The organism is uncultured Shimia sp., assembly GCF_947493595.1.
GTDB lineage: Bacteria > Pseudomonadota > Alphaproteobacteria > Rhodobacterales > Rhodobacteraceae > Shimia.
Genome location: NZ_CANLRL010000011.1, coordinates 42,121 through 67,422, shown reverse-complemented (window position 1 = coordinate 67,422; position 25,302 = coordinate 42,121). Strand labels below are relative to the sequence as shown.

The following is a 25,302-nucleotide window of genomic DNA, read 5'->3' as shown; positions in this document are numbered from 1 at the left end:
ATGCAAGCGCCCCGCGCGAAGTGAGTGACGCTTAGCGGTATTCGCCTGCGAACTCTTCAACTTTCTCTAGGCCGTCTGCGGTCACAAAACCGGGGCCGGAGTTGATGTTGTTGCCCGGCAGAACGCCATAGCGGTGGTAGTTGGTAAGCACCACAACCGGCAGATAGGCCTGCAGGAATGGCTGCTGGTCGATACCCCAGTTGATCACGCCGGCCTTGATGCCCTTAACGATCTCTTCGCCGAGGTCAAAAGTGCCAAAGTAGATGTCACCGGCCATACCGTTTTCATCCAGTGCCAACAGGGTTGGGTCCGCAGATGTTGGGCCAAGCGTCAGGATCGCGTCGGTTTCCGGATTGGCATTCAGATATGCCAGAACGCGGTTTTTGATCTCTGCCGGGTCTTGGCCACTGTCGATCATCTGATCACCCAGATCCACGCCCAGACCATCGGCAAAACCCTGGCAACGCTCTGTCGAAGATGGTGAAGAAATATAGTGGTTCACGCAAAGGAAGCTGCCCACACCGTCGCCTTTGGCGCGTACACCCGCCGCATAACCCGCGTCATATTCGGGTTGGCCAACATACATCAACGCGCCGACTTCACGCGCTTGATCCGGCGTGCCGGAGTTCATGATGATCACGTCAACGCCGCTGTCCACAGCCGCTCGGATCGGGCCGGACAGAACATCGTAATCAGACAGAGTTGTGATGATGCCGTTTGGACCGGAGGCCGCGGCCTGCTCGATGATACGCGCCATGTCGGCGAGGTCACCGGTTGGCGGGTTGCGGTATTCTACCTCAACACCCATCTGATCGCCCGCAAGCGCGATGCCGTTTTTGATTGTGTTCCACCAGCTGTCGCTGTCCGGTGCATGGCTGACGAGAACATATTTCTCGCCTTCAGCCACTGCCGAAGTTGCCACAGCAAATGGTGCTGCCACCACGGCAGCGGCCAGAGCCAGCTTCTTTGTAATTGACGTCATGTTTTCCTCCCAAAATCACGTCTTCATGGCACGTGGGCGGCTGATCCCGCCTCTCCGACTCAATTTAAAACACACTCCAACGCATTTTGCAACCGGTTGCAAAAATGTGAACGCTGTTTCATGCTGCACTTATTGGAAAAACCTTGTAAACAAGCAGTAATAAAGAGCTAGGGACCGATAGAACATGGCCGTCACTTTGAAAGAGGTTGCAGAACGCGCAGGCGTTTCAAGGTCAGCCGTATCGCGCACCTTCACCGACGGCGCCTCCGTTTCCGACAAGATGCGACGCAAAGTCGAAAAGGCCGCCAAGGAGCTGGGCTATAGCCCCAACGCCCTGGCTTCTTCCCTCACAACCGGACGCACCAAACTGATCGGCCTGGTGTCCAACAACTTTCACAACCCGATCTTTCTGGAAGTGTTTGACCTGTTCACCCGCGGGTTACAGGACCGAGGACTGCGCCCGCTATTGGTGAACCTCACCGACGAGACCGATCCTGAAAACTCGGTCCGCATGTTGCGCCAATATTCGGTCGATGGCGTGGTCGTCGCCTCCTCCACGCTCCCCCCGGGATTTGCCAAAGCCTTTCGTGATGCCGGCGTTCCTGTGGTGCACTCTTTTGGACGGGCTTCCTCGGCGCCGCAGGTACACGTCGTTGGGATCGACAACGTCGAATGTGGCCGCATGGCCGCACGGGAACTTGTGGCCCGAGGCTACGAACACGTCGGAATCATGGGGGGACCGGAAGCCGCGACCTCTACACAAGACCGATTTACAGGCTTCATGTCTGAATTGGCCGCACACCCCAACGTCAAAGTAAGCCACTCTTTCGCAGAGGCTTACTCATTTGATGCCGGACGGCGCGAAATGCTCCGACTGCTAGAAAACAGCCCTGCACAGGCCTACTTCTGCGGCGACGACGTCCTTTCTATTGGCGCCCTGTCCGCCATTGACGACAGCGGTCTCTCCTGCCCCGACGACATTGGCCTTATCGGCCTCAACGACATGGAAATGGCGCAGTGGGAAAACATCAACCTGACCACAATCCACCAACCGATCCAACAGATCGTGACCAGTTCAATTGAGCTGATGGTGGCGATGCTGGACGATCCGGAGCGCTATCCGGAAACGCGCATTTTCCCCTGTTCCATAGTGGAGCGCGGCACCTTGAAGGCAGAGGCCTGAGGCCACCCCCATGAGCGCGGCCTCAGCGTTCCGTCAGCGAAACATTGGCGGACGGGCATCCATCCAGGCACCGCCGTCTTTCGCAGAAGCCACCGCTGTGTAGACCGCCGCCATCGACCGCACGCCGTCCGCGGCGTTTGGCAACCCATCTCGCAACTCGCCGGAAATGGCATCCGCTAAATCACAGTAGATATTGGCCACCGCCAGTGGGAACCCCTCTGGGTGCGCAATCGCCACGCGGCTCAAACGCTGCGCATCTTCATGCAGACCGCCCTCACCTTTTTCGATGATCTGCGTGCGTCCGCCAACGGGCGTGTAGATCAACTGGTTCGGCTGCTCTGAAGCCCAGCGCAGACCGCCGGTCTCGCCAAACACCTGAATATCAAAGCCGTGCTGCCGACCAATCGCCACGGAGGACGTCCAGAGCCGGCCAACCGTGCCGCCACTCATGCGGAAGTTGACCATCGCATCATCTTCCAGCTCACGGCTGGCGATTGTGGAGGCAAAATCGGCTGACAGGCTTTCGACCTCATCATCAGCAATGAACCCGGCCATGTGCATCGCATGGATGCCACAGTCCGCAAACTGCCCGGACACCCCGGCCGTCGCCGGATCATAACGCCAACGCACACGCGGATTATCCGCGTCGGTTGCGTCCCCGTGGTGGCCATGGCTGAAGTTTGTGACCACCAAACGCACTTTGCCAATTTCACCGGCCTGCACCATCGCACGCGCTTGACGCACCATTGGGTAAGCCGAGTAACAGTAATTGACCGCGCAAATCTTGCCGCTCTTCTCGGCCACCTTCACGATCTCCTCGCCTTCCTCGACAGTCATGGTCATCGGCTTTTCGCAAAGCACATTGAAACCGCTCTCAAGAAACGCCTTGGTGATCTCAAAGTGGGTTGAATTTGGTGTGGCCACCGTGACCAGATCGATCCGGTCGTCACGGCCCCGCTCGCCCGCGAGCATCTCCTGCCAATCACCGTACGCCCGATCTTCGGCCACGCCGAGACGCTGCGCATACTCTTTGCCCACATCCGGGCGATGATCCAATGCGCCAGCCGCAAATTCAAACCGCCCATCAGCGAGGGCTCCCAATCTGTGAGCTGGCCCAATCTGGCTGCCTTCGCCGCCGCCAATCATGCCCCATTTCAGCTTAGTCATGAGCTTGCCTCCTCCTCATGATGTCACTTGAGGCGCCAGAATTTGGCACCTCCGCAATACAGTCGTGATACAGACGTAACACCGACGTCCAGATTTAGCTGAATCCGATGGATTCCAAATACTCACGGTTCTTGCGCGCATCGCCCACAGGATCCGGGTCCAGCAGTGGATCGCAGTCCTGCTCAACCGTGCACCAGCCTTCAAATCCGGCTTCCAAAAGCACCTGACGCACGGCTGGGAAATCGACATCACCGTCGCCGAGATTGCAGAATATTCCCTGCCCACAGGCATCATAGAATCCGGTGCGATTGGCGATCACTTCGGCCTTCACCTTCGGATCTATGTCTTTGAAGTGCATATAGGAAATGCGGCCAATGTGTTTTTTCATGAAGGCCACGGGATCAAAGCCCGCGTAGCTGTGATGCCCGGTGTCAAAGCAGATTTTCAGGATGCTTTCATCAACCTCGTTCAGCAGTCGCTCCAGCTCTGGCTCAAAGTCCATGAACCCGGCCGCATGCGCATGAATACCAACGGTCAAGCCATACTCTTCGCTCCCAATCCGCGCGGTCTCGGCAATACGGTCTCGATAGGCGGTCCACTCGGCCTTATCCATCTGCTCAGCCTCCCCCGCACGCCCAGCGGTTGGCGCCCGTCGCGGAGAGATTGAGTCAATTAAAACAAGATGTTGGGACCCATGCGCCTTGAGCGCCTTGGCCGTGCGATGGGTGGCATCCAGCACATCGTCCCACGCATCCGGATCGTGATAGGCGCGGAACACTACCCCGCCGATCAGCTCCAGATCATGCTCGGCCAAAGCCTCCCCTAGTACCGCAGGCTCCTCCGGCATGAAACCCACGGGCCCAAGCTCAATACCCTTGTAGCCCGCCTCGGCACATTGTTTCAAAACGGTTTGCCAGGTTGGATTACGGTCATCCTCCGCAAACTCCACACCCCAAGAACAAGGTGCATTGCCAATCCGAATGCTCATTTCGCTCACTCCAAAGTCAGAAGCTGTTGATATTTGTCCAAGTTTTCGCGTCATGACTGGCCAACGCAGCCGCAATGACACGATTCACCTCATATCCGTCACGGAAGGTCGGGAACACCGCCTCCCCTGTCTCAATCGCCCGCAGGAAATCCCGCGCTTCGATAATAATCTGATCCTGATAGCCGGTCCCGTGTCCCGGCCCCTGGCAAAACGGCTCATAGTCAGGATGCGCGGGACCGGTCAGGATTTTCACAAATCCCCGCGTCGCCTCCGGCCCCTCCATGCGGTAGAGCCAAAGCGCGTTCTGATCTTCCTGGTCAAAACGAATTGCACCCTTTGTGCCCGTGATTTCATAGGCATAGCCCATTTTCCGGCCCGTCGCGATGCGCGAGAAATACATATGCCCCATGGCGCCATTCTCAAACCGGCACATCATCTGCGCATGGTCATCGTTGGTCACCCGGCCACCCGGCCGCTCCGCATGAACGGTCTCAACCTCACCCTGAACCTGAGAAATCGGCCCCAACAGGGCAAGCGCGCAATTGACCATATGCGGCGCCAAGTCACCCATGGTGCCATTCGCCATACCCTGCGTCCGCCAACTGGCCGGTGCTTCCGGATCTGCATAGAAATCTTCGGTGTGTTCGCCGCGAAACCAGGTCACATCCCCAATTTCTCCACTGGCAATCAAGTCGCGCGCAAACTGGGTTGCAGGGGTGCGCACGTAGTTGAAACCCACCATGTTGGCCGCGCCAGCAGTCTCCGCTGCAGAAACCATAGCCGCGCCATCTTCCATCGACGCGCCCAATGGTTTCTCACAAAGCACAGGCTTGCCCAATGCAAAAGCAGCTTCAGCAATCTCGCGGTGCGTCTCCTGTGGAGAGGCAATGACCACCGCCTCGACCTTCGGGTCAGCCACCAATGCGCGCCAGTCACCTGTCGATCGCGCAAAGCCGTAGGCCTTTTGATACCGCTGCGCACTCTCGGATGACGATGCGCAGACCATTTCCAGACGCGGCCGCAGCGCGGTGTTGAACACCGCCCCCACGGAGGCCATCGCAACCGCATGGGCCTTGCCCATATAGCCGCCACCACAAATGCCAATACCAATCTCAGTCACCGCGCAGCCTCCATTTTGAAATTCAATTTGCAACCGGTTGCAAAACTTGTATCTTGAGATTCGAAAACTCGCAAGCCGCATTCGTTCGGAACCCTTAGATTCCGCCAAATGCTCCAGAAGGGTCGCGCAAAGATGACGACAGAAAACACAACTATTCGCCTCACCACGGCGCAGGCGATTATTCGCTGGCTTTCCAATCAGTTCATAGAAATCGACGGGCAGGAAATGCGCGTCTGCGGCGGCGGCTTTGGCATCTTTGGCCATGGCAATGTAACCTGCTTGGGTGAGGCCCTAAACGGCGTGCGCGAAGAGCTGCCGCTGTACCGTGGTCAGAACGAACAAAGCATGGGATTCGCGGCCGCGGGATACGCCAAGCAATGGCTGCGCCAACGCTTCATGTTCTGCACAGCTTCGGCGGGGCCTGGCACAGCCAACCTTCTGACGGCCGCCGGATTGGCGCACGCAAACCGCCTTCCGATGCTCCTGCTTTGCGGGGATACCTTCCTCACACGGCTGCCAGACCCGGTGCTGCAGCAGATGGAGAATTACAACGATCCAACTTTTGGCGTGAATGACGCATTCAAACCCGTCGTGCGCTACTGGGATCGTATTTCCCACCCCGCCCAGGTGATCCAATCCCTGCCAAACGCTCTTGCAACCATGTTGGACCCCGCCGATTGCGGCCCTGTCTTCCTTGGGTTGCCGCAGGACGTGCAGGGATGGACCTACGACTATCCAGAAAAGTTCTTTGCCAAGAAGGTCCACCGCATCCGCCGCCAATCTCCAGATGCGGCCGAAATTGCCGATGCAGCAGAGATGCTTGCAACAGCAAAGCGCCCAATGATCATTGCAGGCGGCGGCGTGCAATACTCGCAGGCGGCCACTGAACTTACCGCCTTTGCAGAAAAGCACAGCATTCCGGTTGTCGAGACAATCGCCGGTCGCGCCAACATGCTCGCAACCCACCCGCTGAACATCGGCCCGATTGGCGTCACCGGTTCAGACAGCGCGAATGCGATTGCCGAAAAGGCAGACGTGATCCTTGCGGTTGGCACCCGGTTGCAAGACTTCACCACCGGCAGCTGGACCGCCTTTGACCAAGACGCACAGTTCATTTCGATCAACGCCGCTCGCCATGACGCCGGAAAGCACATGTCCCTACCGGTGGTAGGAGACGCCAAGCTGTCGCTGACCGCGCTGGATGGCGAACTCGAGATGAAAACGCCCACACAATGGGTCACTTTCGCCCAGGAAGAGCGCAAAAAGTGGGACGCCTACGTAGCGGACAACGTGTCTCACGGCAACCGCCCGAACTCCTATGCTCAAGCGATTGGTGTTGTGAACGAGCTTTGCGAAGCGCGAGATCGTGTTGTGGCGGCCGCAGGTGGCTTGCCCGCTGAGGTTACCGCAAATTGGCGTACGCTGGATATTGGCACGGTAGACGTCGAGTTTGGCTTCTCCTGCATGGGCTATGAAATCGCGGGCGCCTGGGGGGCGCGCATCGCGCAAGCCGAACGGGAACCGGATCAAGACACCATCACCTTCTGTGGGGACGGCTCCTACATGATGCTCAACTCAGACATCTACTCTTCTGTGCTGAGCCAGAAAAAGATGATTGTGCTTGTGTTGGACAACGGTGGTTTTGCCGTGATCAACAAGCTGCAAAACAACACCGGAAACGAGAGCTTCAACAATCTACTGGAGGACTGCCCGACAATTCCCGAGGCCTTTGGCGTCGACTTCACCGCGCACGCAACCTCCATGGGCGCAACAGCCGAAAAAGTGGCGAACCCGGCGGAGCTGGCCGAAGCCTTCAAACGGGCCAAGGCCAGCGACAAGACCTATGTCATTGTCATGGACGTAGACCCCTACGAAGGATGGACCACAGAAGGTCATGCCTGGTGGGAGGTTGGCACACCCCACATCACCGAAGATGACTCCGTACGCGAAGCGCATATTGAGTGGGAAGCCAGCCGCGCCAAACAGCGCCGGGGTGTGTGATGACCTTGATTGACGCCATCAAAGGCAATCGCTTTGCGGTCTTTGGGCGCGCAGGCATGGACATGTTTGCCGACCCCATTGGAGTAAAAAGCGAGGATGCCACCACCTTCCGTGCGGACCTGGGCGGGTCCTCCGCCAACATCTGCGCCGGTCTGGTGAAGCTGGGCTCGGAGGCGTCCCTAGTGACATCCGTTTCGGACGACGCAGTAGGGCGGTTTTGTATCAACCGCCTACAAGACTACGGCGTCGGCACGCGCTATGTCCGTTCTGTCGGGGGGGAGGCCCGGACGTCACTAGCAGTCTATGAAAGCTGCATCGAAGACTTCCAGAACGTGATCTACCGCAACGGTGCGGCGGATTTTCAAGTCACAGACGCGGATATGGACGCGGTTGATTACAGCGCGTTCACCGCTTTTATCACCGCGGGAACAGTCTTTGCTGCTGAACCATCCCGGTCCGCAACCTTTCGCGCTTTTGACAATGCGAAGGCCGCCGGTCTGCCAGTGATATTTGACATCGATTACCGCCCCTACAGCTGGCCATCTGCAGAAGTGGCCGCTGAGGTGCTTTCGCGCGCCGGCGACGCCAGTGATTTGATTGTTGGCAACGATGAAGAATTTGGCTTCATGGCGGGCGGCATCGAAAAAGGCCTTGATAAGGCGCGGGAATTGGCCGCCAGCGGCAAACTGGTGATCTACAAAATGGGTCACGAGGGCGCCATCACGCTGAGTGCTGGTGAAGAAATTCGTACCGGCATCTACCCTGTCACCGCTGTCAAACCCAACGGCGCCGGCGACAGCTTTATGGCTGGCCTTCTTGCCTCAATCGCCACAGGCCACATCCTCCGCGACGCCGTGCTGCGCGGCTCCGCCTGCGCCTCCATTGTGGTGTCCCAGCCCGGCTGCGCCAACGCCATGCCCACAACCACCGAGCTTGAGGCCTTTTTGTCCTCGCACTCCGGACCAACATTTTAAAAGGAGAGCCCAATGCATATTGCGCCCCATGACAACAAAAACAAACCCATCGTTGATGCGAACCATGATCTGGTGCCATTGAACTACTTCAACATCGTGAAACTCAAACGTGGTGAAGTGTTTGAATACGCTGTGCCAGGCTACGAGACCTGCGTGGTACCTGCCACGGGCACTGTAGACGTAGATGTGGAGGGTGCGGTCTACCCTGACCTGGGCAACCGGACAGAAGATGTCTGGGACGGCGACCCTGAAGGGGTGTATGTGCCGGTTGGGGCGAAGGTGCGTATCACATGTAAGACCGACGCCACCGAAACCTTCATCGCCGGCGCAAAATACGACAAAGTTCTGGAGCCATTCGACGTGCGCGTGCCGGAACTCGATCTGGTGCAATACGGCTCCGACGACACCAAAACCCATCGCAAGATCAAACACATCCTCGGTGCTCACCACCATGACAAAGTTGGTCGTCTTCTGGTGAGTGAACTCTTCACAGTAGGAGAGGGCGGCTGGTCCGGTTTCCCGTCTCACAAGCATGACACCGACCGCAAAGGCGCAGATGGCGAGATGATCGAAACCCGCCACGACGAAACCTATAACTTCCGCTTCAAACCAAACTATGGCTCTGGCGTTCAAATGCTGCAACGCGAAGACAATAAGCCCGGCGATGCTTATCACATCATGGATGGCTCAACGATCATGCTCGACAAAGGGTATCACCCCTGCGCCGTGCTGCCCGGCTATCAGATGTATTACTTCACCATCCTCGGTGGGTTGAGCCAGCGCAGCCTCAAGCAGTACTTTCAGCCCACCCATGAGGAACAGCTGCACACGATCCCTGGCATTATGGATATGGTTGCGAAATTCAAATGACCCTAGTGACATTGAAAGATGTCCTTCAGCCCGCGCTGAAGGACGGTTACGCAGTGGCCGGATTGGTCACTCTGGGCTGGGAAGACATGCGCGCTTACGTGGCCGCAGCAGAAGCGGAAAACGTGCCCGTGATCTTGCAGGCCGGTCCCTCTTGTCGAGAGCACACGCCCCTGCCAGTGCTGGGAAAGATGTTCACGCACCTCGCCGAGCACGCCTCCGTGCCCGTCGTCGCGCATCTCGACCATGGCTACACAGCAGAGGAATGCCAAGTTGCGATCGACAGCGGCTTCACCTCGGTGATGTTTGACGGGTCGCGCACGCCCTTGACGCAAAATATCGACGACACTGCCGCGATTGCCGAAATGGCACATGCGGCGGGCGTGTCTTGCGAAGGGGAAATCGGTTTTGTCGGCTACTCAGGCGGCGAAGGCTCAGCCGGTACCGATCCCGAAGAAGCTGCACAATTCGCCAGGGACACTGGCGTTGACGCAATGGCGATTTCCGTCGGAAATGTGCATCTGCAACAAGATAAGGAAGGCGGTTTGGATGTTGCGCGCATCAACGCCATTGAAGCGCTGACCGATGTGCCATTGGTGATCCATGGCGGTTCCGGAGTGCCCGTGGCCCAACGACAAGCCTTGGCGCGCGGCTCCAAGATTTGCAAATTCAACATCGGAACGGAACTGCGTATGGCTTTTGGCGACGCGATGCGTGCGGCAGTAAACGCCGATCCAGCACGCTTTGATCGCGTGCAAATCCTGAAAGAGACCCACGATCCATTGGTGGCCAAAACCCGCCAAGTCTTGCGCAGCTTCAAGGGGGCATAGATGACACGTATCGGACTATTAGGTTGCGGCCGGATCGGCCAGGTGCACGCCCGATCCATCGCACAGATCGAAGGCGCCACCGTAACCGCCGTGGCCGACGCCTTCCCGGCGCCAGCTCAGGACTTGGCCAACCGGACAAACGCCAAGGTCATGGATGCCATGGAGCTGATCAACAGCGCGGATGTCGACGCGGTTGTCATAGGTACGCCAACTGACACCCACTACGATCTCATTCACGCCGCCGCCAAAGCGGGCAAAGCTATCTTTTGCGAGAAACCTGTGGACCTGTCTTCTGACAGAATTCGCGACTGCAAAGCTGTTGTCGAAACCGCGGGTGTGCCCTTCCTGACGGCCTTCAACAGGCGGTTTGACCCAAACTTCGCTGACTTGCGGGCGCGGCTGCAGCAAGGCCAGATTGGCGACTCAGAAATCATCACCATTCAATCTCGCGACCCCTCCCCGCCCCCGGTCAGCTACATCCAAAGCTCCGGTGGCATTTTCCGCGACATGATGATCCACGACTTGGACATGGCCCGCTTCCTGTTGGGAGAGAACCCCGTTCGCGTTTATGCTATCGGGTCTGCGCTCGTGGATCCCGAAATTGGCGACGCAGGTGATGTGGATACCGCCGCTGTCACGCTCTCCACAGCCAGCGGCAAAATCTGCCAGATCACCAACTCGCGTCGCGCCAGCTACGGGTACGATCAACGGATCGAAGTGCATGGATCACGTGGCATGTTGCGTGCCGAAAATGTGCACGAAACAACGGTAGAAATGGCGACCGAGGCTGGATTCGCACGGGCGCCGGTGCAACACTTCTTCTTGGAGCGGTATGAAGCGGCCTATCGTGCCGAAATGGCGCATTTTGTTGCCGCTGTGGAGAACAACACGCCACCAGCACCAAGCATTGAAGACGGTTTGCAAGCGCAGTTACTGGCGGATGCTGCAGATCAGTCCCTGAAAACTGGCGCGCCGGTTGATCTCATCTGACATTAAGTGAGCTTTCGCAGAAATCAAACGGGGCATCGTGTGAAACTCACGATGCCCCGCTCTGGTCCAATCTAGACACTCTGTGTCTCTCAGGGCGCCAGTTTCAAAGCTTTCATTTGCGTAAGCCTTGCACAGAACTGCTCTACACTCAGTCCTTCCTCAATAGCGCGCTGAAAGAAAGCGGCTTGTGTTTCTGGCGCCAGCCCATTTGACGGCGGATCGCGGTCCAGATTTGTCGGAAACGAGTAGCCCTCTGCGGTAGCTGCAATGGCTGCGGAGAGTTCAGTTTGTGTCAAAGTCCCTTCTGAGGAAGCCCGCACGGCATGAGGAAACACCAAACGGCACATCTTCTCTCGGTCAACAGTCTCCATAGCTCGCCCGAAGGCGGAAGACACTTGCAGCAGATTCACAAACCGATGGATATCCGCGCTACTGTTTGCCCCCGCCGCGTGAAACAGAGCTGGATTAAAAAACACTGCATCGCCCTTAGACAGCGGAAGCTGTACACAACGCTCCTCAAATACTGCCCGAAAGTCCTCACGCCGCCAGGCGGCATAGCCAGGCTTGTAGGTTTGCGAAAACGGCAACAGCTTGGTTGGGCCGCTTTCCAACGGCATGTCACAATGGGCCACTCCACCTTGAAGGGTTAAAACCGGCGACACCTCATGCACATGCGCTGGATAGGCTGCGCTCACATCTGCCGTTTGAAACCCAAGGTGATAATCGCGATGGGCCTGCTGCGCCGCACCGCCGGGATGCACCAGATTAACCTGTGCCGTCATTTGATAGTTTGGCCCCAGCCAAGCCTCACACACGGCCGCAATCGCCGGATTGGCAAAGTAGCGCATGAACACAACAGGGACAGCCTCGCAAAGCTTTTGTAGCGAGTTCCAGATACGATCATTGGCACCGGACGCTGCAAAGTGATCCGCGCCTCCTCCTGAGTTTTGCTTTTCCTGCTCAATAATACGTTCGTAAATCTCAGTGGCCTCATCCAGTACGCGAGTGTCACGATACGCCCCTTTCAGCACGACAATGCCGGCCCCACTTCGCAATACCCGCGCCCACTCCGCCATCACGGATCGGCGGCTCTCACCTTCTAAGGCGGCCTGAAGCTTACCGCCGTCATAGACGGGAATGTTCTTTTCGATTGCCATCGCCAGCGGCACGTTTTCCGGGCGTGTCACCTGCTCAAGACATGTTTCAAAGTCTCTCACGTCGCATTTTTGTGGATCGTAGAATCCGGTTAAGTCATAAGTGTGCGCCATGCTGTTTCCTCCCTATTTGCACTCATTTTAGCGGGAGTGAGGATTGATTTTCGGCCTCAAACACATCAAAAAAACATCAATGACCCATCGCTTTCCCATCAAAGAAATTGCACGGCAAGCTGGCCTAGGCACCGCAACCATCGACAGGGTCCTGAACAATCGCGCCAATGTCAGTGCCCAGACCAAACAACGTGTAACCGCCGCAATCGAAGAGCTGACGGCACAAGAAGCACAGCTTGCCGCACGCGGGCGGCGCATGTTCTTTGACTTCGTGATCGAGGCCCCCGCGCGTTTCAGCCGCGAGGTCAAATCCGCAACTGAGGCCGTTTTGCCCCACATCAGTTCAGCAGTCTGTCGACCGCGCTTTCTGTTGCAGGAAATCATGCAAGAGGCCGAAGTTATCGCCGCGCTTGAGCGCATTCACAAACGGGGCAGTCATGGCGTGTGCCTGAAAGCCAAGGACACTCCCGCAATACGGTCCGCGGTGCACAAACTTCACGCGTCTAGGATTCCCGTGGTCACTTTGGTCACGGACCTCGGCGGCGGCGACAGGTTAGCTTACGTGGGCTTAGACAATGCAGGCGCCGGACGTACAGCCGCCTATCTCATTTCCAAAACTCTTGGGGACCGGTCCGGAACTGTTTTGGCAACCCGCAGCCACGAACACTTCGTGGGAGAGGAGGATCGCGAAATCGCTTTTCAAAAGGCCTTATTGCGGCTCAGTCCAAACCTGCGGGTTGTTTCTCTACAAGGCGGCGGCGGGATCGATTCAGAAACGGCAAGCCAACTCACTCAGAAACTGGAGAACGTCGTAGACCTGCAGGCTGTTTACTCAATGGGAGGCGGCAATAAGGCGATCCTTGAAAATCTTGAGCACTGTAGATTGAAACCACTCGTGTATGTGGCGCATGACCTGGATCGAGAGAACAAAGAGTTGCTGGTCAAAGACAAGATCAGCTTCGTTCTCCACCATGATCTGCAACGCGACATTCGCGCCGCGTTCGACCACTTTCTTGCCTTTCATGGGCTTATCGGAGACCCCGCAATGCAGGCGATTTCGACAACCCAAGTCCTCACGCCGATGAACGTGCCGGCAGATTTGCGACCTGAAGACCTCATCAGCCGATGCTGAGGGCAACCGCCTCACCAGAAACTCCCGGCTGCGGTCACCCGGAATGTCCCGCGTCCTGCACGCTTTCTCACCTTCGGTGAGATGACGAATGAAGTCATACGATCCTATTTGAGAGACACCCACGCCGAATTCCGCGCCGAGCTGCGCACACAGGCATCAATGAATCGCATGCCCGCCATGCCCTCCTCTAATCCGGGTAACGCAACGTGTTTGGAGCTTTGTTGACCGGTGCGTCCCGCCCGGATGCACTCCGCAGCCTCGAGGTAGATATTGGCAAAGCCCTCAAGATACCCCTCCGGATGACCACCGGGGGTGCGTGTCAAATGGTCCGGCTGCCCAGCAGCGCCCGCTCCGGCCCGCGTGAGTAGTCGGGTCGGTTCGCCAAAAGGCGTGTAGCGCATCACATTGGGGTTTTCCTGCCCCCATTCTATGCCGCTCTTGGAGCCGTAGACCCGCAACCGCAGCGCATTTTCGTTGCCTGGGGCAACTTGTGAACACCACAGCATGCCCCGCGCACCCTCCGCAAACCGCAGCATCACATGGGCGTTGTCATCCACTTGCCGCCCGTCAACAAAGCTCTGAAGGTCCGCACAGAGACTTTCCGGTGTCAGGCCAGTCACGAAACACGCAAGATTGAAGGCATGGGTGCCAATGTCCCCTGTGGACCCGCCTACCCCGGAACGCGCGGGATCAGTACGCCAGCTGGCCTGCTTGTTGTCTTCGGGCTGGGCCTCTGTCAGCCAGTCCTGCGGATACTCAACCTGCACCACACGAATGTCGCCCAAGTCTCCATTGACGACCATGTCCCGCGCTTGTCGGATCAGCGGATAACCAGTGTAGTTGTGGGTCAAAACAAACAGCGCGTCCGATTTCTCCACCGCTTGTGCCATCTTGCGCGCATCCGCCAAAGTGGAGGTCAATGGTTTGTCGCAGATCACATGGATACCGCGCTTCAGAAACTCCCGCGCCGCGGCCATATGCACATGGTTGGGTGTGACAATCGCCACAGCCTCAATGCCTTCTTTTAGTCGCGCCTCGCGGATCGCCATGGCTTTGAAGTCATCATAGGTCCGGTCTGGAGCAAGCCCCAGAGCTTTCCCCGACGCCTGCGCTTTTTCAGGCGTAGAGGACAGTGCGCCCGCAACAAGATCAAATTGCCCATCAATTCGCGCCGCGATGCGGTGCACAGCGCCGATAAAGGCATCGTTACCGCCGCCGACCATGCCCAACCGGATCGGTCTTTCAAACTCACTCATCACGAAATCCCCAGCATACGTTTGTTGGCGTCGTCATCGGTGCCACCATCGGCAAAATCGTCAAAGGCCGTTTCGGTCACGCGAATGATATGATCGCGCACAAACGCCGCTCCTTCGCGGGCGCCGTCTTCCGGGTGTTTCAGGCAGCATTCCCATTCCACAACGGCCCAACCATCAAAGTTGTTGGCCGCCATTTTACTGAAGACCTTGCCAAAATCGACCTGACCATCGCCAAGACTGCGGAACCGCCCAGCGCGATCTACCCAGCTTTGATAGCCCCCATAGACGCCCTGCTTACTGGTCGGATTGAACTCGGCATCTTTGACGTGGAACATCTTGATCCGGTCGGCGTAGTCATCGATATGGCCGACATAGTCCAAACACTGCAGCACGAAGTGGCTGGGGTCATAGAGCATGTTGCACCGCGCATGGTTGTCGACCCGTTCAAGGAACATCTCAAAGGTCACGCCATCGTGCAGGTCTTCGCCTGGGTGGATTTCATAACAAATATCCACGCCCATTTGATCCGCATGGTCCAGGATCGGCCGCCAGCGTTTTGCCAATTCGTCAAAGGCTGTGTCGATCAATCCCGGGGGCCGCTGTGGCCAGGGGTAAATATAGGGCCACGCCAAAGCGCCAGAAAATGTCGCGTGTGATGCGATGCCCAGATTGTAACTCGCGGTGATCGCCAGCTTCACCTGCTCCACGGCCCAAGCCTGCCGCGCCTTGGGATTGCCACGCACCTCTGGGGCGGCAAAGCCGTCAAAAGCTTCGTCATACGCCGGATGCACCGCGACCAACTGGCCTTGCAAATGTGTGGACAATTCTGTGATTTCGACGCCATTTTCGCGCGCTACGCCAACCAGCTCTTCGCAATAGCTCTGTGAACTGGCCGCGCGAGCGAGATCAAATAAGCGTCCGTCCCAGCTGGGCACCTGCACGCCCTTGTAGCCACAATCAGCGGCCCATTTGGTGATGCTGTCCCAGGAATTGAACGGGGCGTCGTCGCCAGCAAACTGCGCCAGAAACAGTGCGGGACCTTTGATTGTCTGCATGATTTTTCTCCTGTTTGAAGAAGAGGCCCCTTGGGAGAAAGGGCCTCTTCTCGGGTACCCGAATGGCGCTTTAGAACGGCGAATCCGGGAAGTAGAAGCTCGCCGCGTTCTCAGGTGTAATCAGCGTCGCACCGAGGATGTAGCGCCCAGCCACAGGGCCATTGGATTTGAACGCGGACACGGTCACATCCATCGCGGTGGCAATCATCGCCGGCGGATAGAGCACGTCGACCGGCACCAGTTCGTTGCCATCCATGATGCCTTTGATGGTCTCTTTCATGCCGGCGCCGCCGACAACAAACATGCCATCGCCATCACGGCCGGCCTGTTTCAACGCGGCAACAACACCAATCGCGATGTCATCATCCTGCGCCCAAACCGCGTCGATGTCTGGGAAGCGCGACAGGAAGTCCTGCATCACTTCGAAACCGTCATCACGGTTCCAGTTAGCGTGCTTGTGGTCCAAAACGTTGATGCCGGAGCCTTCGATTTCGGCCATGAAGGCATCAAAGCGCTCGTTGTCGATCAGCGTTGGAATGCCGCGCAGCACCACAATATTGTCGCCATCTTTGAGGCGGGTTTTCATATACTCCGCCGACACACGGCCCAGCTCCGGGTTGTTACCCGCAACATAGATGTCCTCAATGCCCGGCTGGCTTAAGCCACGATCCACAACTGTGATTAACGCGCCGGATTTTTTGACATTCAACACCGGATCGGTGAGCGGCTCACTTTCAAACGGCAGCACAACAAGTGCATCAATGCCATGCACAGACACAAGATCCTCAAGTGCACTTGCTTGCGCGGATGGATCTGGCGAATTCACCAGGATCAGATCCACATCCGGATAGAGTGCCTCCAGTCGTTCTTCAGCCTTTTCAGCATGCCAGTTCATACCAGCTGCCCAGGCGTGGGTTGGTGTTGGGTAGCTCACGCCGATCTTGATGGTATCGGCACTTGCCCAGCCGGTGAGGGCGATGGTGGCCGCAGTGGCCAAGGCCCCAAATTTGGTAAAGGTCTTCATGGTTTCCTCCCTAAAAGGTCTTTGACTTCCCTGTGATTTGGACGCACCTCTCCTCTCCGGTGACGTCCGGTTCTTTCGCGCAAAGCTCTGCGAGAAACTCTTTGTGTGGTGTGTCGGCGTTTAGTCTGCCGACTTATTGCGGCCCCAATCTCCGCGTTGCAGCCAGACGGCCACGATGATGATGAGGCCCTGCATGGTCCCGTTGAGATAGTTGGAGATCATGTCAGTGAAGTTCAGAATGTTGCCGATTGTGGTCAGGATGAGAGCGCCCAGAATGGTGCCGCCAATCCGGCCATAACCGCCCTTGAGCACGGTGCCGCCAATGATCACCGCGGCGATGGCTTCCAGCTCCCACAACACACCGGTTGAGGACGATGCGGAACCAAGGCGCGGCACATAAATGATGGTGGCCAGCGAGACGCAAAGACCCTGGATCACATAGGTCAGCGTTTTTACACGGTCGACTTTGATGGCCGAGTATTTTGCCACGCTCTCGTTGGAGCCAATGGCGGTACAGTAGCGGCCAAACGCTGTTCGGTTCAGCAGGAACCACCCTGCAATGGAGACAACGATGAACACCCAAACCGGAATAGGCAGGCCAAAGAAGCTGTCGTAGTAGACCGGGCGGTACACGCCACGGATGTCATAGTTGAGAGACAACGTGCCGCCGTCCGCAAAATAGGTCACCAGCGAGCGATAGATGCCCATGGTCCCCAGGGTCACAATGAAAGCTTCGATTTTGCCTTTGGTGGTCAAAAAACCGTTCACAAGGCCCGCGCCGAGGCCAAGAATGATGGAACATCCGCAGCCGATCAGCACCGTGGTGACCCCTGTGCCAAAGGTGTCCACCGCACTGTTCATCACGATGATCATCACCCCAGCGATGACGGCAGCCATCGAGCCTACGGATAGGTCAATCCCACCAGCGGTGATCACGAATGTCGCGCCAACCGCAATGATGCCAATGAAGGCTGAGCGCGTCAGCAAGTTGGTGATATTGCCCTCGCTCAAGAACGCTGGATTGAGCAGAAACCCAATTAAACAGAGGATGAGCAATGCAATGGCAGGGCCGGCGGCCTTAAGGTCAAAACCGCGCAACAGTGAAGGTTTGGCTGAATTCATGGTTGTCTCGGTCATTGTTGATGCTCCCGCTTCAGTCCTGCGGCGTAGCGCACGATTTCTGTTTCGTTGATATGATCGCCGGTCACGACCCCGGTGATTTCGCCCTCGCGCATCACCACCACACGGTGGCACAGGCCAATGATCTCCGGCATTTCAGAGGACACCACGATCACCGACACACCTTCAGCTGCGATTGCCGCAATGAAGTGATAGATTTGCTGTTTGGTGCCCACATCGATGCCCCGAGTTGGCTCATCAATGATCAAAACCCGCGGATCACATTCCATCACCTTGGCCAGCAACAGCTTTTGCTGATTGCCGCCGGACAGATCGCCAACCCTCACGTTGGGATCACGGGCCCGAATATCAAAGCGGCGAATGGCCCGCTCCAGTGCGGCGTCTTCCGCTTTGCGATCCACGCTCAGCCCTTTGACAAACTTCGGCAATGCAAAAAGGGACAGGTTGGGGCGCATCTTTTGTCCCAGCAACAGGCCTTTCTCTTTGCGGTCTTTGGTCAGGTAGACAACACCCGCGTCTCGCGCCTCTGCCACAGATCCAAATTGTGCGGAGGATCCATCAAAGGTGATGGCGCCACGCTCGCGCGGGATCAGGCCGCAAATGGCCTCAAAAACCGCTGTACGCCCGGCGCCGATCAACCCTGAAAACCCGAGGATTTCCCCTCTCCTAAGGTCAAAGCTGACATTGTGTACGCCGGGCGCCACCAGATCACGCACCTCAAGCACGCGATCTGCATCCACATCCACTTCGTTCATCGGCGGGTAAAAGTCGCTCAACTCGCGCCCCACCATCATTTGCGCCATTGTGTCTGGTGTCACGTCGCTTGCCGCGTGGGTGCCAATCCATTGCCCGTCCCGCAGCACGGTCACTTGATCGGAAATCGCACTGACTTCGGCCAGCTTGTGGGAGACAAAGACAATCGCGGTGCCGCGTGCCTTCAAGCGGCGCACCTGCGCGAAGAACAACTCGGTTTCCGCTTCGGTCAAAACCGCAGTTGGCTCGTCCATGATCAGAACGCGCGCATCGCGACTGATGGCTTTGACAATCTCAACCATCTGCTTTTGCGCAATCGAGAGATCAGAAATGCGGTCTTCAGGCGAAATGTCGAGGCCGATGTCATCCAGATAGCCGCGCACCATGGCGCGCATCGTGGCCCTATCCAACACGCCCCGGCTCATGATTTCGCGCCCAAGGAAAATGTTTTCCTCAACGGTCATCTGCTCGGCGAGATTGAGCTCTTGGTGGATCAGAACAATCCCCAAAGCCTCCGACTGACCATTGCCGGGCAACTCGGTGTCCACGCCGTCCAAGCGGATATGGCCAGACGTAGGCTGTAGGAACCCGGACAGGATTTTCATGAATGTCGACTTGCCCGCGCCATTCTCTCCAATAAGCGCGTGCACCTCTCCGGCGCGAATGTCCATGCTGACGCTGAACAGAACCGGGACCGAGCCAAATGACTTACTGATCCCGTCCGCCGACAAAATCGGCACACCTATAGACTGGCCATCCGGCACGTCGTCTCCTCCCTGAATTTTCACCCCACTCTGGGGGGTGTTGATTGATTTATGTAAACGTTTTCATTACCCATGTAAACCTTTACATCATGCACTGTAAACCTTTTCACGATGCCGCATTGCGGCTATAAGGCTTCTAACCGCCTTGTGCGCATAAACAAAAACACCAAACCAACAGGCGCGCCAAACGTGTCATTGCCACCCAAGAAATCTGCCACAATCGAGGACGTCGCCAAGCTTGCCGGTGTCTCCATTGCCACGGTCAGCCGCGCGATTCGGAACCCAGAAAAGGTGGCGGAGAGCACGCGCAAGAAGGTGACCAATGCCATCGCGCGCACCGGCTACACCGCCAATGTGATGGCGCAGAACCTGCGCATGAAACGCTCCAAAATGGTCATGGTGCTAACACCCTCCATTGCCGACCCGAATTTCCCAGGGGTCCTGATCGGCCTGGAAAAGGAAGCACACGCCCGCGGCTACGGCGTGTTGATCGGCAACACCGAGGGCGCGATTTCGCTGGAAGAGAACCATATGCGCTTTCTGGCAACGGGTGTGGCGGATGGGCTTGTTCTCCTAACCGGCCACCTGCCCGTCGCAGGCGCGCCGCAAGATCCGGTTACACAATTGCCCCCTCTGGTCGCTGTGGGCCGCCCATTGGAAACCGCCGAGACCGATTTTGTCGGTGTGGACGACGTGGCCGCCTCCAAAATGGCAACCGAATATCTGGTGTCTCTTGGCCATCGCCGCATCGTGTTTGTCGGCGGTGGCACCGGCGACGTGCTCTCCGATCTGCGCCACGAAGGCTATCGCAAAGGCCTGGCAGAATGCGCCGAAGAACTGGCCGATTGGCGCATCGAGGGCGATGGCAGCAGCGAAGGCGGCCGTGCTGCCGTGGAACGCCTTTTCATCAAGGACACCCTGCCCACAGCCTTCTTCTGCTTCAATGACAACACCGCCATTGGCGTGATCGCCGCCTTGCGCCTGCGTGGGTTTGATGTGCCACGCGATTTTTCCGTGATTGGCTTTGACGACATTCCCTTTGCCAGCAACATCACTCCGGCCCTGACCACGATCCGCCAACCGCGCAACAAGATTGGCGAGCGCGCCATGGCGATCCTTCTGGATGGGTTGGAAGGGCAAAGCACTGAGAAGGCCAGCGAACGACTGCACGGCGATCTTGTCGTCCGGGAAAGCTGCGGGCCTGCCGGGCGCAAATAGAACGGCCCGTTACCGGTCCACCTTCAATCCACTGGGCACCGCTTCCGGAATGCGGCTTAGCCAAAGCACGTCAGGCAATGTCAGCTCAGCCGCTTTCCACGCGGTGCGCACCTGGCGGATCGAGGTGATGCCGGATCATCCGATCCCGCGTCGGATACGCGCCATTGTGTCCGTAAAGCACAGTGACTGAGCATGGGCGTCCTGAAGCGATAAGCATCCACTGGGTCATCGGCTTCCCCCATCCACCCATCTCGCGTGTAAGGATCGAGCTTTCGGATGACAAATGGACGGGAATGTTAATACCGTTACCGCTGTCGTCTCAACTCAGACGGCTCTCAAACCGCTTTTCCAATTGGTGAACGCCCATTTGTGGGATAACTGTCCTGAAAAGAAGACGCAGATGTACTTCCTTTTGCTTCTTGCCCGCTACATTCCGAGCTGCAACTGGCGCCATCTCTTGTCGAGTGCTTCCTTTTCCGCTCCCGTAAACTGAGGCGCCAAATACAAGACCTCACGGATGTCCTCGGGCAGTGAAAGGGCCGGGTACTCAAATAGGGAGCTGTCTACGACATCCACAATCTCTTCCGAACTGATCGCGCCAAATAGATACTCAACCCCTAAGGCCAGGTTCTGTCTATTCATCAGGTGATTGATCGTCTTGTTGGCCAGCTCCAAATGTTTGGCATCGATCGGCATCACAATCACATCCGCCCAAATATTGGTCCCCTCCTTAGGGATCACATATTGAAAGCCCCCCTCTCCTTCGAGCATCGGCCCCAATCCCTCAGAGCTCCAAGTCAACGAGAGACAGATCTCCCCGTTCATTAGATCGTCATATTGCTCGGTGTTGAAGTCTGCGATGTAGGGCTCAATCGCAGTTAAAACTTCAAAAGCGGCGGCCAAATCTTCAGGATCTTTTGAGCGTGGGTTCTTTCCCAAATAGGCCAGCGCTGCGGCCACAACCTCTTCGTTTGAGTCCACTATTGTGATGCCGCAATCAGCCATGCGCTTGGCGTTCTCGGGATCGAAAATCAACGCCCAGCTGTCAGTTGGCGCGTCGGGAATGCGCGCCGCAACCTCTTCAATGTTATAAGCGACCCCAGTGGTTCCCCACATATATGGTACCAGGTAATCTCGCGCTTCGGGCACATTGGAAAACAAGAGGTCCTCCAAATATGGCAATGGCTTCACAATATCCGGAAAGTTCTCTGGAACAAGTTTTTGAACGCCACCACTTGCTATAATGCGCCCAACAGTCTCGCTGGATACGACAACAATATCATAACCGGTGCCGCGCGCGATAAGACGTGCCTCCGCCTCATTGGCATTTGCGTAGCTGTCAATTTCGATGCCAAAACCGGTATCCTCTTCCCAAGTTTCCAACACATCTTCGGCGACATAATCGGACCAGTTGTACACCAGCACCTTGTTGTCATGCGCCAAAGCGGGAAACGCGCCGACTCCAAAGCCGCAAGACAGAGAAAAAAGCGTTGTGGTCATGCGCATTGAGACGATCCTTCGGATTGGTTTGCTTGCTTGAAACAGTCGAGCCGCTCGAATTCAGCAATCAAAGCGGCCTTTTTTAGTGGCTTCGAAAGATAGCCGGACATGCCAGACGACAGCCCTTCCTCTCGATGCTCGTTCATGGCGTTGGCAGACAGCCCGACAATTGGTGTCGGTGGCGCTCCCTCCAACTTTTGATAGGCGCGAATGGCACGCGTGGCGTCCAGCCCATCCATGTTGGGCATACGGACATCCATCAAAACGAGGTCGAAACGCCCTGCTTTGAATTTGTTCAGCGCATCTGTCCCGTCAACGGCCGTTTCCACAGTCAAGCCCAGACCAGAGACCATTTTACTGGCGACCAGCAGGTTCACCTTGTTGTCATCCGCAAGCAGAACATGACCGGCCCACCGGCCTTCAAGCAGAGGTTCAGTGTGCGGCTTTAGCGAGCCCACTTTGCAGGTCACCGGACATTCGACGGTGAACGTAGACCCTTGCCCCAATTGAGACACCACTGAAAGCTCACCACCAATTTGTTCACAAAGCTTTTGGGCAATGGATAGCCCCAAGCCAGTGCCGCCGTATTTTGTTGTTGTAGAGCCGTCTGCCTGAGTAAATTGCTCAAAGATCTTCGACTGTGCATCTTCAGAAATACCAATCCCGGTATCCTCAACAGAAATAGACAGGCGCCCTTGGTCCCCGGGCTGTTGTAAGTGATGACGCTTCAAAAACACGGTTATCGCACCGTTGTCTGTAAATTTCAGCGCGTTATTCACCAGGTTGAGCAGAATTTGACGAACCGGTTTCCCGTAACCAGTGCACAGCCAGGGTTGTGCATCCGTTGGTGCCTCGAGGCTAAGTTTGATGCCCTTTCGGTGTGCTTGTGCTGAGAACAGTTCCAGGACTTCTTCACACATTTTCCGGGCATCATACGTCTCTTCGGTAAGCTCAACCTTTCCTGCTTCAATCTTGGCCAAATCCAACACGTCATTGATGATCTGCAGCAATGAGTTGCCGCTTTTCACGACCAGCTCAAGCATATGCTTGCGCTCAGGATCTGCCTCGCTTTCATGAAGCAATTCACTCACACCCATAACGCCATTAAGCGGCGTTCGAATTTCGTGGCTCATCGTTGCCAAAAAGGCCGATTTGGCTTGCGATGCGGCTTCGGCTTTTGCGCGATCATCCTCGGCTGCGCGCCGCGCTGTTACGGCCTCTTTGCGGGCGGATTCAGCCTCTTTTCGACTGGCTTCCAGCGCCGCGTGAGACCGCAAAACAAACCGCTCCATCGGCCGTTGCACAAAGGCGATCGTGATAAAAACGCCAAAGGCTCCAAGCACCAATGCCACTCGGGTGTAGAGTTTTTGTTTGGCGCCAGCTTCTTCTGCTGACGAGACCTCCAGCTGGTAAAGCTCCATGAACACGGGCAACGTTCGAGCACTCAACTCTTCTCCCAACTCTCCAGCCCGAACTTTCCTTCTGACCGGTGTCTCTGTATCACCAGCAATTCCCGCAATCTTCAGGATTTCATGAAACTCGGTGATGGGATTCAACGAAGATTGCGTGAGAACGCGTTTGCTTTCTCCGTCAAACAAACCACGCGCAAGCCTATCTTCAATTTCGCCGAGAGCGGCAGCTCCAACTCTGGAATTTCGCCTTAGGTTGCCTTCTGCAATATTCGCGCTCTGAGCACGTTCAGGATCGCTCAAATCAGAGAATGCCAGCGAAAGCTCGGAAGTGGAAACCAACAACTGCCCTAAGACCTGCGCGTTAACCGAGCTGCCCATGACGCCCTTGTGCCCCACCGAAGAAACGACAAAAGCGGAAATCCCTGCCGCGACAAGGATAGCCAGGGCAAGGCTACTGCGAAGGCGCAAATAACCGCGAATGGTCTTCATAGTCCGTAGGTCTCTCAGAGAGCAGTTATTCGGCGAGCCTAACTTCGAAAAACTAATAGTTTCCTATCCTGACTAAGTAACTGTCTATTTAGTCAGGCATGAGAAGAATGGCGATACCCTCTTGGGGCTGACAGCCGTCGCAGGATGTGTGCGGCGCCAACTACCATTATCGCTCGTTCGCGAGACTTTGCAGAGTCCGCTTGCTGCGAAAGGCTGCCAATTATGCATCTTGCGGCGTCAGTCGAATTGGGCTTGGAGCCGTCATTGGCCACGATCAGGATCAATGTCCGCCTCCGGAAAATCGCACAGACTTTGCAAAGTCAGCTATCTGCGCATTGCTGCCGTTTGTACCATGCGCAGCATCAGTCAGAATGGGATCGGAGCGGACCTCGGAGGCCGTGCAGAATCCTGTGATATGGTAGCCAGGTCAACCTCGGGTTGTCGCCGTGGGAGGGAGTGGCGGACCGGAGGATCCACCATGCAAACACCAAACTTACCCGCTATTCGAGCATGTCGCCCTGCCTGGAACAAAGGCCGCATTGTTGGACAGAAACGTCCGCTACTGCCCAAGCATGTCTGGGCAATTCGCGTTCGACTTGAGATCGCTGAAAATCATCGCGACCTAGCTTTGTTCAATCTTGCCATCGACAGCAAGCTTAGGGGGTGCGATCTGGTCAAACTGATGGTGGCGGACGTTTTCGCCGCGGGTCAAGTCAAGGAGCGGGCCTCGATAATTCAAAGCAAAACGCAGAAATCTGTCCGCTTTGAGATTACCGAGGGAACACGGAAGTCTATTTTGAGATGGATGGAAGAGCCGCTTGTGATCGGCTCCGAATTCCTTTGGCCGGGGCGATTTCACGAACGGCTTCATATTTCGACCAGGCAATACGCGCGCCTTGTCCGAGACTGGGTGAAATCGATAGGGCTGGAGCCGAGCGCGTATGGAACTCAATCAATGCGACGGACGAAGGTTGCACAGATCTACCGGAAGACCGGTAACCTACGGGCTGTTCAGCTCTTGCTTGGACACACCAAGATGGACAGCACAGTCCGATACCTCGGTGTAGAACTGGAAGATGCGTTGTCGATCTCCGAGGCGGTAGAAATCTAAATCACAGGGCCGCCCTCACAGACGGCCCTAAGCCGCCGTTTACCGGGTCCCTAAGTGCTGCATTGCAGCTTTCCTTAA

Annotated in this window: 22 protein-coding genes; 10 read left to right on the top strand and 12 right to left on the bottom strand. The window is 56.6% G+C overall.

Annotated features, from left to right (window positions below):
* Nucleotides 1-31: 31 nt before the first annotated feature.
* A complete protein-coding gene (locus tag Q0955_RS19580) occupies nucleotides 32-982 on the bottom strand; it encodes a sugar ABC transporter substrate-binding protein (RefSeq protein WP_299428146.1) in 951 nt (316 codons plus the stop codon).
* A 184-nt stretch (nucleotides 983-1,166) separates the two neighbouring features.
* On the opposite strand from Q0955_RS19580, the gene Q0955_RS19575 reads away from it, so the two are divergent.
* A complete protein-coding gene (locus Q0955_RS19575; RefSeq protein ID WP_299428143.1) occupies nucleotides 1,167-2,165 on the top strand; it encodes a LacI family DNA-binding transcriptional regulator in 999 nt (332 codons plus the stop codon).
* A 33-nt stretch (nucleotides 2,166-2,198) separates the two neighbouring features.
* On the opposite strand, the gene Q0955_RS19570 is transcribed toward Q0955_RS19575, so the two are convergent.
* From Q0955_RS19570 to Q0955_RS19560, 3 genes are all read right to left on the bottom strand, one after another.
* Complete coding sequence (locus Q0955_RS19570; RefSeq protein WP_299428140.1) at nucleotides 2,199-3,332, bottom strand: Gfo/Idh/MocA family oxidoreductase; 1,134 nt, start codon at nucleotides 3,330-3,332, stop codon at nucleotides 2,199-2,201.
* A gap of 94 nt (nucleotides 3,333-3,426) precedes the next feature.
* Nucleotides 3,427-4,320, bottom strand: a complete 894-nt coding sequence (locus Q0955_RS19565) for a TIM barrel protein (RefSeq protein ID WP_299428137.1) — start codon at nucleotides 4,318-4,320, stop codon at nucleotides 3,427-3,429.
* A 16-nt stretch (nucleotides 4,321-4,336) separates the two neighbouring features.
* A complete protein-coding gene (locus Q0955_RS19560) occupies nucleotides 4,337-5,440 on the bottom strand; it encodes a Gfo/Idh/MocA family oxidoreductase (RefSeq protein WP_299428134.1) in 1,104 nt (367 codons plus the stop codon).
* Nucleotides 5,441-5,572: 132 nt separating this feature from the next.
* On the opposite strand from Q0955_RS19560, the gene iolD reads away from it, so the two are divergent.
* From iolD to iolG, 5 genes are read left to right on the top strand one after another with little or no spacing between them, the layout of a single operon-like run.
* The gene (iolD, locus tag Q0955_RS19555) at nucleotides 5,573-7,441 is read left to right on the top strand and encodes a 3D-(3,5/4)-trihydroxycyclohexane-1,2-dione acylhydrolase (decyclizing) (protein WP_299428131.1); all 1,869 of its coding nucleotides are present in this window, start codon (nucleotides 5,573-5,575) and stop codon (nucleotides 7,439-7,441) included.
* On the top strand, nucleotides 7,441-8,415 hold the full coding sequence (locus tag Q0955_RS19550) for a PfkB family carbohydrate kinase (protein WP_299428128.1): 975 nt from the start codon (nucleotides 7,441-7,443) through the stop codon (nucleotides 8,413-8,415). The genes iolD and Q0955_RS19550 overlap by 1 nt, the downstream gene beginning before the upstream one ends.
* Before the next feature lie 12 nt (nucleotides 8,416-8,427).
* A complete protein-coding gene (locus tag Q0955_RS19545) occupies nucleotides 8,428-9,285 on the top strand; it encodes a 5-deoxy-glucuronate isomerase (RefSeq protein WP_299428125.1) in 858 nt (285 codons plus the stop codon).
* Nucleotides 9,282-10,112: a class II fructose-bisphosphate aldolase gene (locus Q0955_RS19540; protein WP_299428122.1), complete on the top strand. Its 831-nt coding sequence runs from the start codon at nucleotides 9,282-9,284 to the stop codon at nucleotides 10,110-10,112. The genes Q0955_RS19545 and Q0955_RS19540 overlap by 4 nt, the downstream gene beginning before the upstream one ends.
* Nucleotides 10,113-11,102 (top strand): inositol 2-dehydrogenase, encoded by a 990-nt coding sequence (gene iolG, locus Q0955_RS19535; protein ID WP_299428119.1) that lies wholly within the window; start codon nucleotides 10,113-10,115, stop codon nucleotides 11,100-11,102.
* A gap of 89 nt (nucleotides 11,103-11,191) precedes the next feature.
* Here the strand turns inward: iolG and Q0955_RS19530 are convergent, their stop codons facing one another.
* Nucleotides 11,192-12,370: a phytanoyl-CoA dioxygenase family protein gene (locus tag Q0955_RS19530; protein WP_299428116.1), complete on the bottom strand. Its 1,179-nt coding sequence runs from the start codon at nucleotides 12,368-12,370 to the stop codon at nucleotides 11,192-11,194.
* A 79-nt stretch (nucleotides 12,371-12,449) separates the two neighbouring features.
* Here Q0955_RS19530 and Q0955_RS19525 point away from each other — a divergent pair, with 79 nt between their 5' ends.
* The gene (locus tag Q0955_RS19525) at nucleotides 12,450-13,502 is read left to right on the top strand and encodes a LacI family DNA-binding transcriptional regulator (protein WP_299428113.1); all 1,053 of its coding nucleotides are present in this window, start codon (nucleotides 12,450-12,452) and stop codon (nucleotides 13,500-13,502) included.
* Nucleotides 13,503-13,606: 104 nt separating this feature from the next.
* Here the strand turns inward: Q0955_RS19525 and Q0955_RS19520 are convergent, their stop codons facing one another.
* From Q0955_RS19520 to Q0955_RS19500, 5 genes are all read right to left on the bottom strand, one after another.
* Entirely contained in the window at nucleotides 13,607-14,758 is a 1,152-nt protein-coding gene (locus Q0955_RS19520) for a Gfo/Idh/MocA family oxidoreductase (RefSeq protein ID WP_299428110.1), read from the bottom strand.
* Entirely contained in the window at nucleotides 14,758-15,813 is a 1,056-nt protein-coding gene (locus Q0955_RS19515) for a sugar phosphate isomerase/epimerase (RefSeq protein ID WP_299428107.1), read from the bottom strand. The genes Q0955_RS19520 and Q0955_RS19515 overlap by 1 nt, the downstream gene beginning before the upstream one ends.
* 70 nt (nucleotides 15,814-15,883) lie before the next feature.
* Nucleotides 15,884-16,837, bottom strand: a complete 954-nt coding sequence (locus Q0955_RS19510) for a substrate-binding domain-containing protein (RefSeq protein WP_299428104.1) — start codon at nucleotides 16,835-16,837, stop codon at nucleotides 15,884-15,886.
* 120 nt (nucleotides 16,838-16,957) lie between these two features.
* Nucleotides 16,958-17,959, bottom strand: coding sequence for an ABC transporter permease (locus tag Q0955_RS19505; protein ID WP_299428194.1), 1,002 nt, complete (start codon nucleotides 17,957-17,959; stop codon nucleotides 16,958-16,960).
* Between the two features lie 11 nt (nucleotides 17,960-17,970).
* Nucleotides 17,971-19,476, bottom strand: coding sequence for a sugar ABC transporter ATP-binding protein (locus tag Q0955_RS19500; protein WP_299428191.1), 1,506 nt, complete (start codon nucleotides 19,474-19,476; stop codon nucleotides 17,971-17,973).
* 207 nt (nucleotides 19,477-19,683) lie between these two features.
* Here Q0955_RS19500 and Q0955_RS19495 point away from each other — a divergent pair, with 207 nt between their 5' ends.
* Nucleotides 19,684-20,712 (top strand): LacI family DNA-binding transcriptional regulator, encoded by a 1,029-nt coding sequence (locus Q0955_RS19495; protein ID WP_299428101.1) that lies wholly within the window; start codon nucleotides 19,684-19,686, stop codon nucleotides 20,710-20,712.
* A gap of 49 nt (nucleotides 20,713-20,761) precedes the next feature.
* On the top strand, nucleotides 20,762-20,902 hold the full coding sequence (locus tag Q0955_RS19490) for a hypothetical protein (protein ID WP_299428098.1): 141 nt from the start codon (nucleotides 20,762-20,764) through the stop codon (nucleotides 20,900-20,902).
* Nucleotides 20,903-21,138: 236 nt separating this feature from the next.
* On the opposite strand, the gene Q0955_RS19485 is transcribed toward Q0955_RS19490, so the two are convergent.
* Both Q0955_RS19485 and Q0955_RS19480 read right to left on the bottom strand, forming a co-directional pair.
* A complete protein-coding gene (locus Q0955_RS19485; RefSeq protein WP_299428095.1) occupies nucleotides 21,139-22,212 on the bottom strand; it encodes an extracellular solute-binding protein in 1,074 nt (357 codons plus the stop codon).
* Nucleotides 22,209-24,113: an ATP-binding protein gene (locus Q0955_RS19480; protein WP_299428092.1), complete on the bottom strand. Its 1,905-nt coding sequence runs from the start codon at nucleotides 24,111-24,113 to the stop codon at nucleotides 22,209-22,211. Before Q0955_RS19480 ends, Q0955_RS19485 begins: the two co-directional genes overlap by 4 nt.
* A 478-nt stretch (nucleotides 24,114-24,591) precedes the next feature.
* On the opposite strand from Q0955_RS19480, the gene Q0955_RS19475 reads away from it, so the two are divergent.
* Nucleotides 24,592-25,224 (top strand): tyrosine-type recombinase/integrase, encoded by a 633-nt coding sequence (locus Q0955_RS19475; RefSeq protein WP_299428089.1) that lies wholly within the window; start codon nucleotides 24,592-24,594, stop codon nucleotides 25,222-25,224.
* Nucleotides 25,225-25,302 lie beyond the last annotated feature (78 nt).

What these genes read in the sequence shown, in the direction of transcription:
- Q0955_RS19565 (WP_299428137.1), bottom strand. Translation starts at nt 4,320, where the DNA reads ATGAGCATTCGGATTGGCAATGCACCTTGTTCTTGGGGTGTGGAGTTT.
- Q0955_RS19530 (WP_299428116.1), bottom strand. Translation starts at nt 12,370, where the DNA reads ATGGCGCACACTTATGACTTAACCGGATTCTACGATCCACAAAAATGC.
- Q0955_RS19515 (WP_299428107.1), bottom strand. Translation starts at nt 15,813, where the DNA reads ATGCAGACAATCAAAGGTCCCGCACTGTTTCTGGCGCAGTTTGCTGGC.
- Q0955_RS19480 (WP_299428092.1), bottom strand. Translation starts at nt 24,113, where the DNA reads ATGAAGACCATTCGCGGTTATTTGCGCCTTCGCAGTAGCCTTGCCCTG.
- Q0955_RS19570 (WP_299428140.1), bottom strand. Translation starts at nt 3,332, where the DNA reads ATGACTAAGCTGAAATGGGGCATGATTGGCGGCGGCGAAGGCAGCCAG.
- Q0955_RS19485 (WP_299428095.1), bottom strand. Translation starts at nt 22,212, where the DNA reads ATGACCACAACGCTTTTTTCTCTGTCTTGCGGCTTTGGAGTCGGCGCG.
- Q0955_RS19550 (WP_299428128.1), top strand. Translation starts at nt 7,441, where the DNA reads ATGACCTTGATTGACGCCATCAAAGGCAATCGCTTTGCGGTCTTTGGG.
- Q0955_RS19505 (WP_299428194.1), bottom strand. Translation starts at nt 17,959, where the DNA reads ATGAATTCAGCCAAACCTTCACTGTTGCGCGGTTTTGACCTTAAGGCC.
- Q0955_RS19510 (WP_299428104.1), bottom strand. Translation starts at nt 16,837, where the DNA reads ATGAAGACCTTTACCAAATTTGGGGCCTTGGCCACTGCGGCCACCATC.
- iolG (WP_299428119.1), top strand. Translation starts at nt 10,113, where the DNA reads ATGACACGTATCGGACTATTAGGTTGCGGCCGGATCGGCCAGGTGCAC.
- iolD (WP_299428131.1), top strand. Translation starts at nt 5,573, where the DNA reads ATGACGACAGAAAACACAACTATTCGCCTCACCACGGCGCAGGCGATT.
- Q0955_RS19490 (WP_299428098.1), top strand. Translation starts at nt 20,762, where the DNA reads ATGCGGCTTAGCCAAAGCACGTCAGGCAATGTCAGCTCAGCCGCTTTC.
- Q0955_RS19525 (WP_299428113.1), top strand. Translation starts at nt 12,450, where the DNA reads ATGACCCATCGCTTTCCCATCAAAGAAATTGCACGGCAAGCTGGCCTA.
- Q0955_RS19540 (WP_299428122.1), top strand. Translation starts at nt 9,282, where the DNA reads ATGACCCTAGTGACATTGAAAGATGTCCTTCAGCCCGCGCTGAAGGAC.
- Q0955_RS19545 (WP_299428125.1), top strand. Translation starts at nt 8,428, where the DNA reads ATGCATATTGCGCCCCATGACAACAAAAACAAACCCATCGTTGATGCG.
- Q0955_RS19475 (WP_299428089.1), top strand. Translation starts at nt 24,592, where the DNA reads ATGCAAACACCAAACTTACCCGCTATTCGAGCATGTCGCCCTGCCTGG.
- Q0955_RS19580 (WP_299428146.1), bottom strand. Translation starts at nt 982, where the DNA reads ATGACGTCAATTACAAAGAAGCTGGCTCTGGCCGCTGCCGTGGTGGCA.
- Q0955_RS19575 (WP_299428143.1), top strand. Translation starts at nt 1,167, where the DNA reads ATGGCCGTCACTTTGAAAGAGGTTGCAGAACGCGCAGGCGTTTCAAGG.
- Q0955_RS19520 (WP_299428110.1), bottom strand. Translation starts at nt 14,758, where the DNA reads ATGAGTGAGTTTGAAAGACCGATCCGGTTGGGCATGGTCGGCGGCGGT.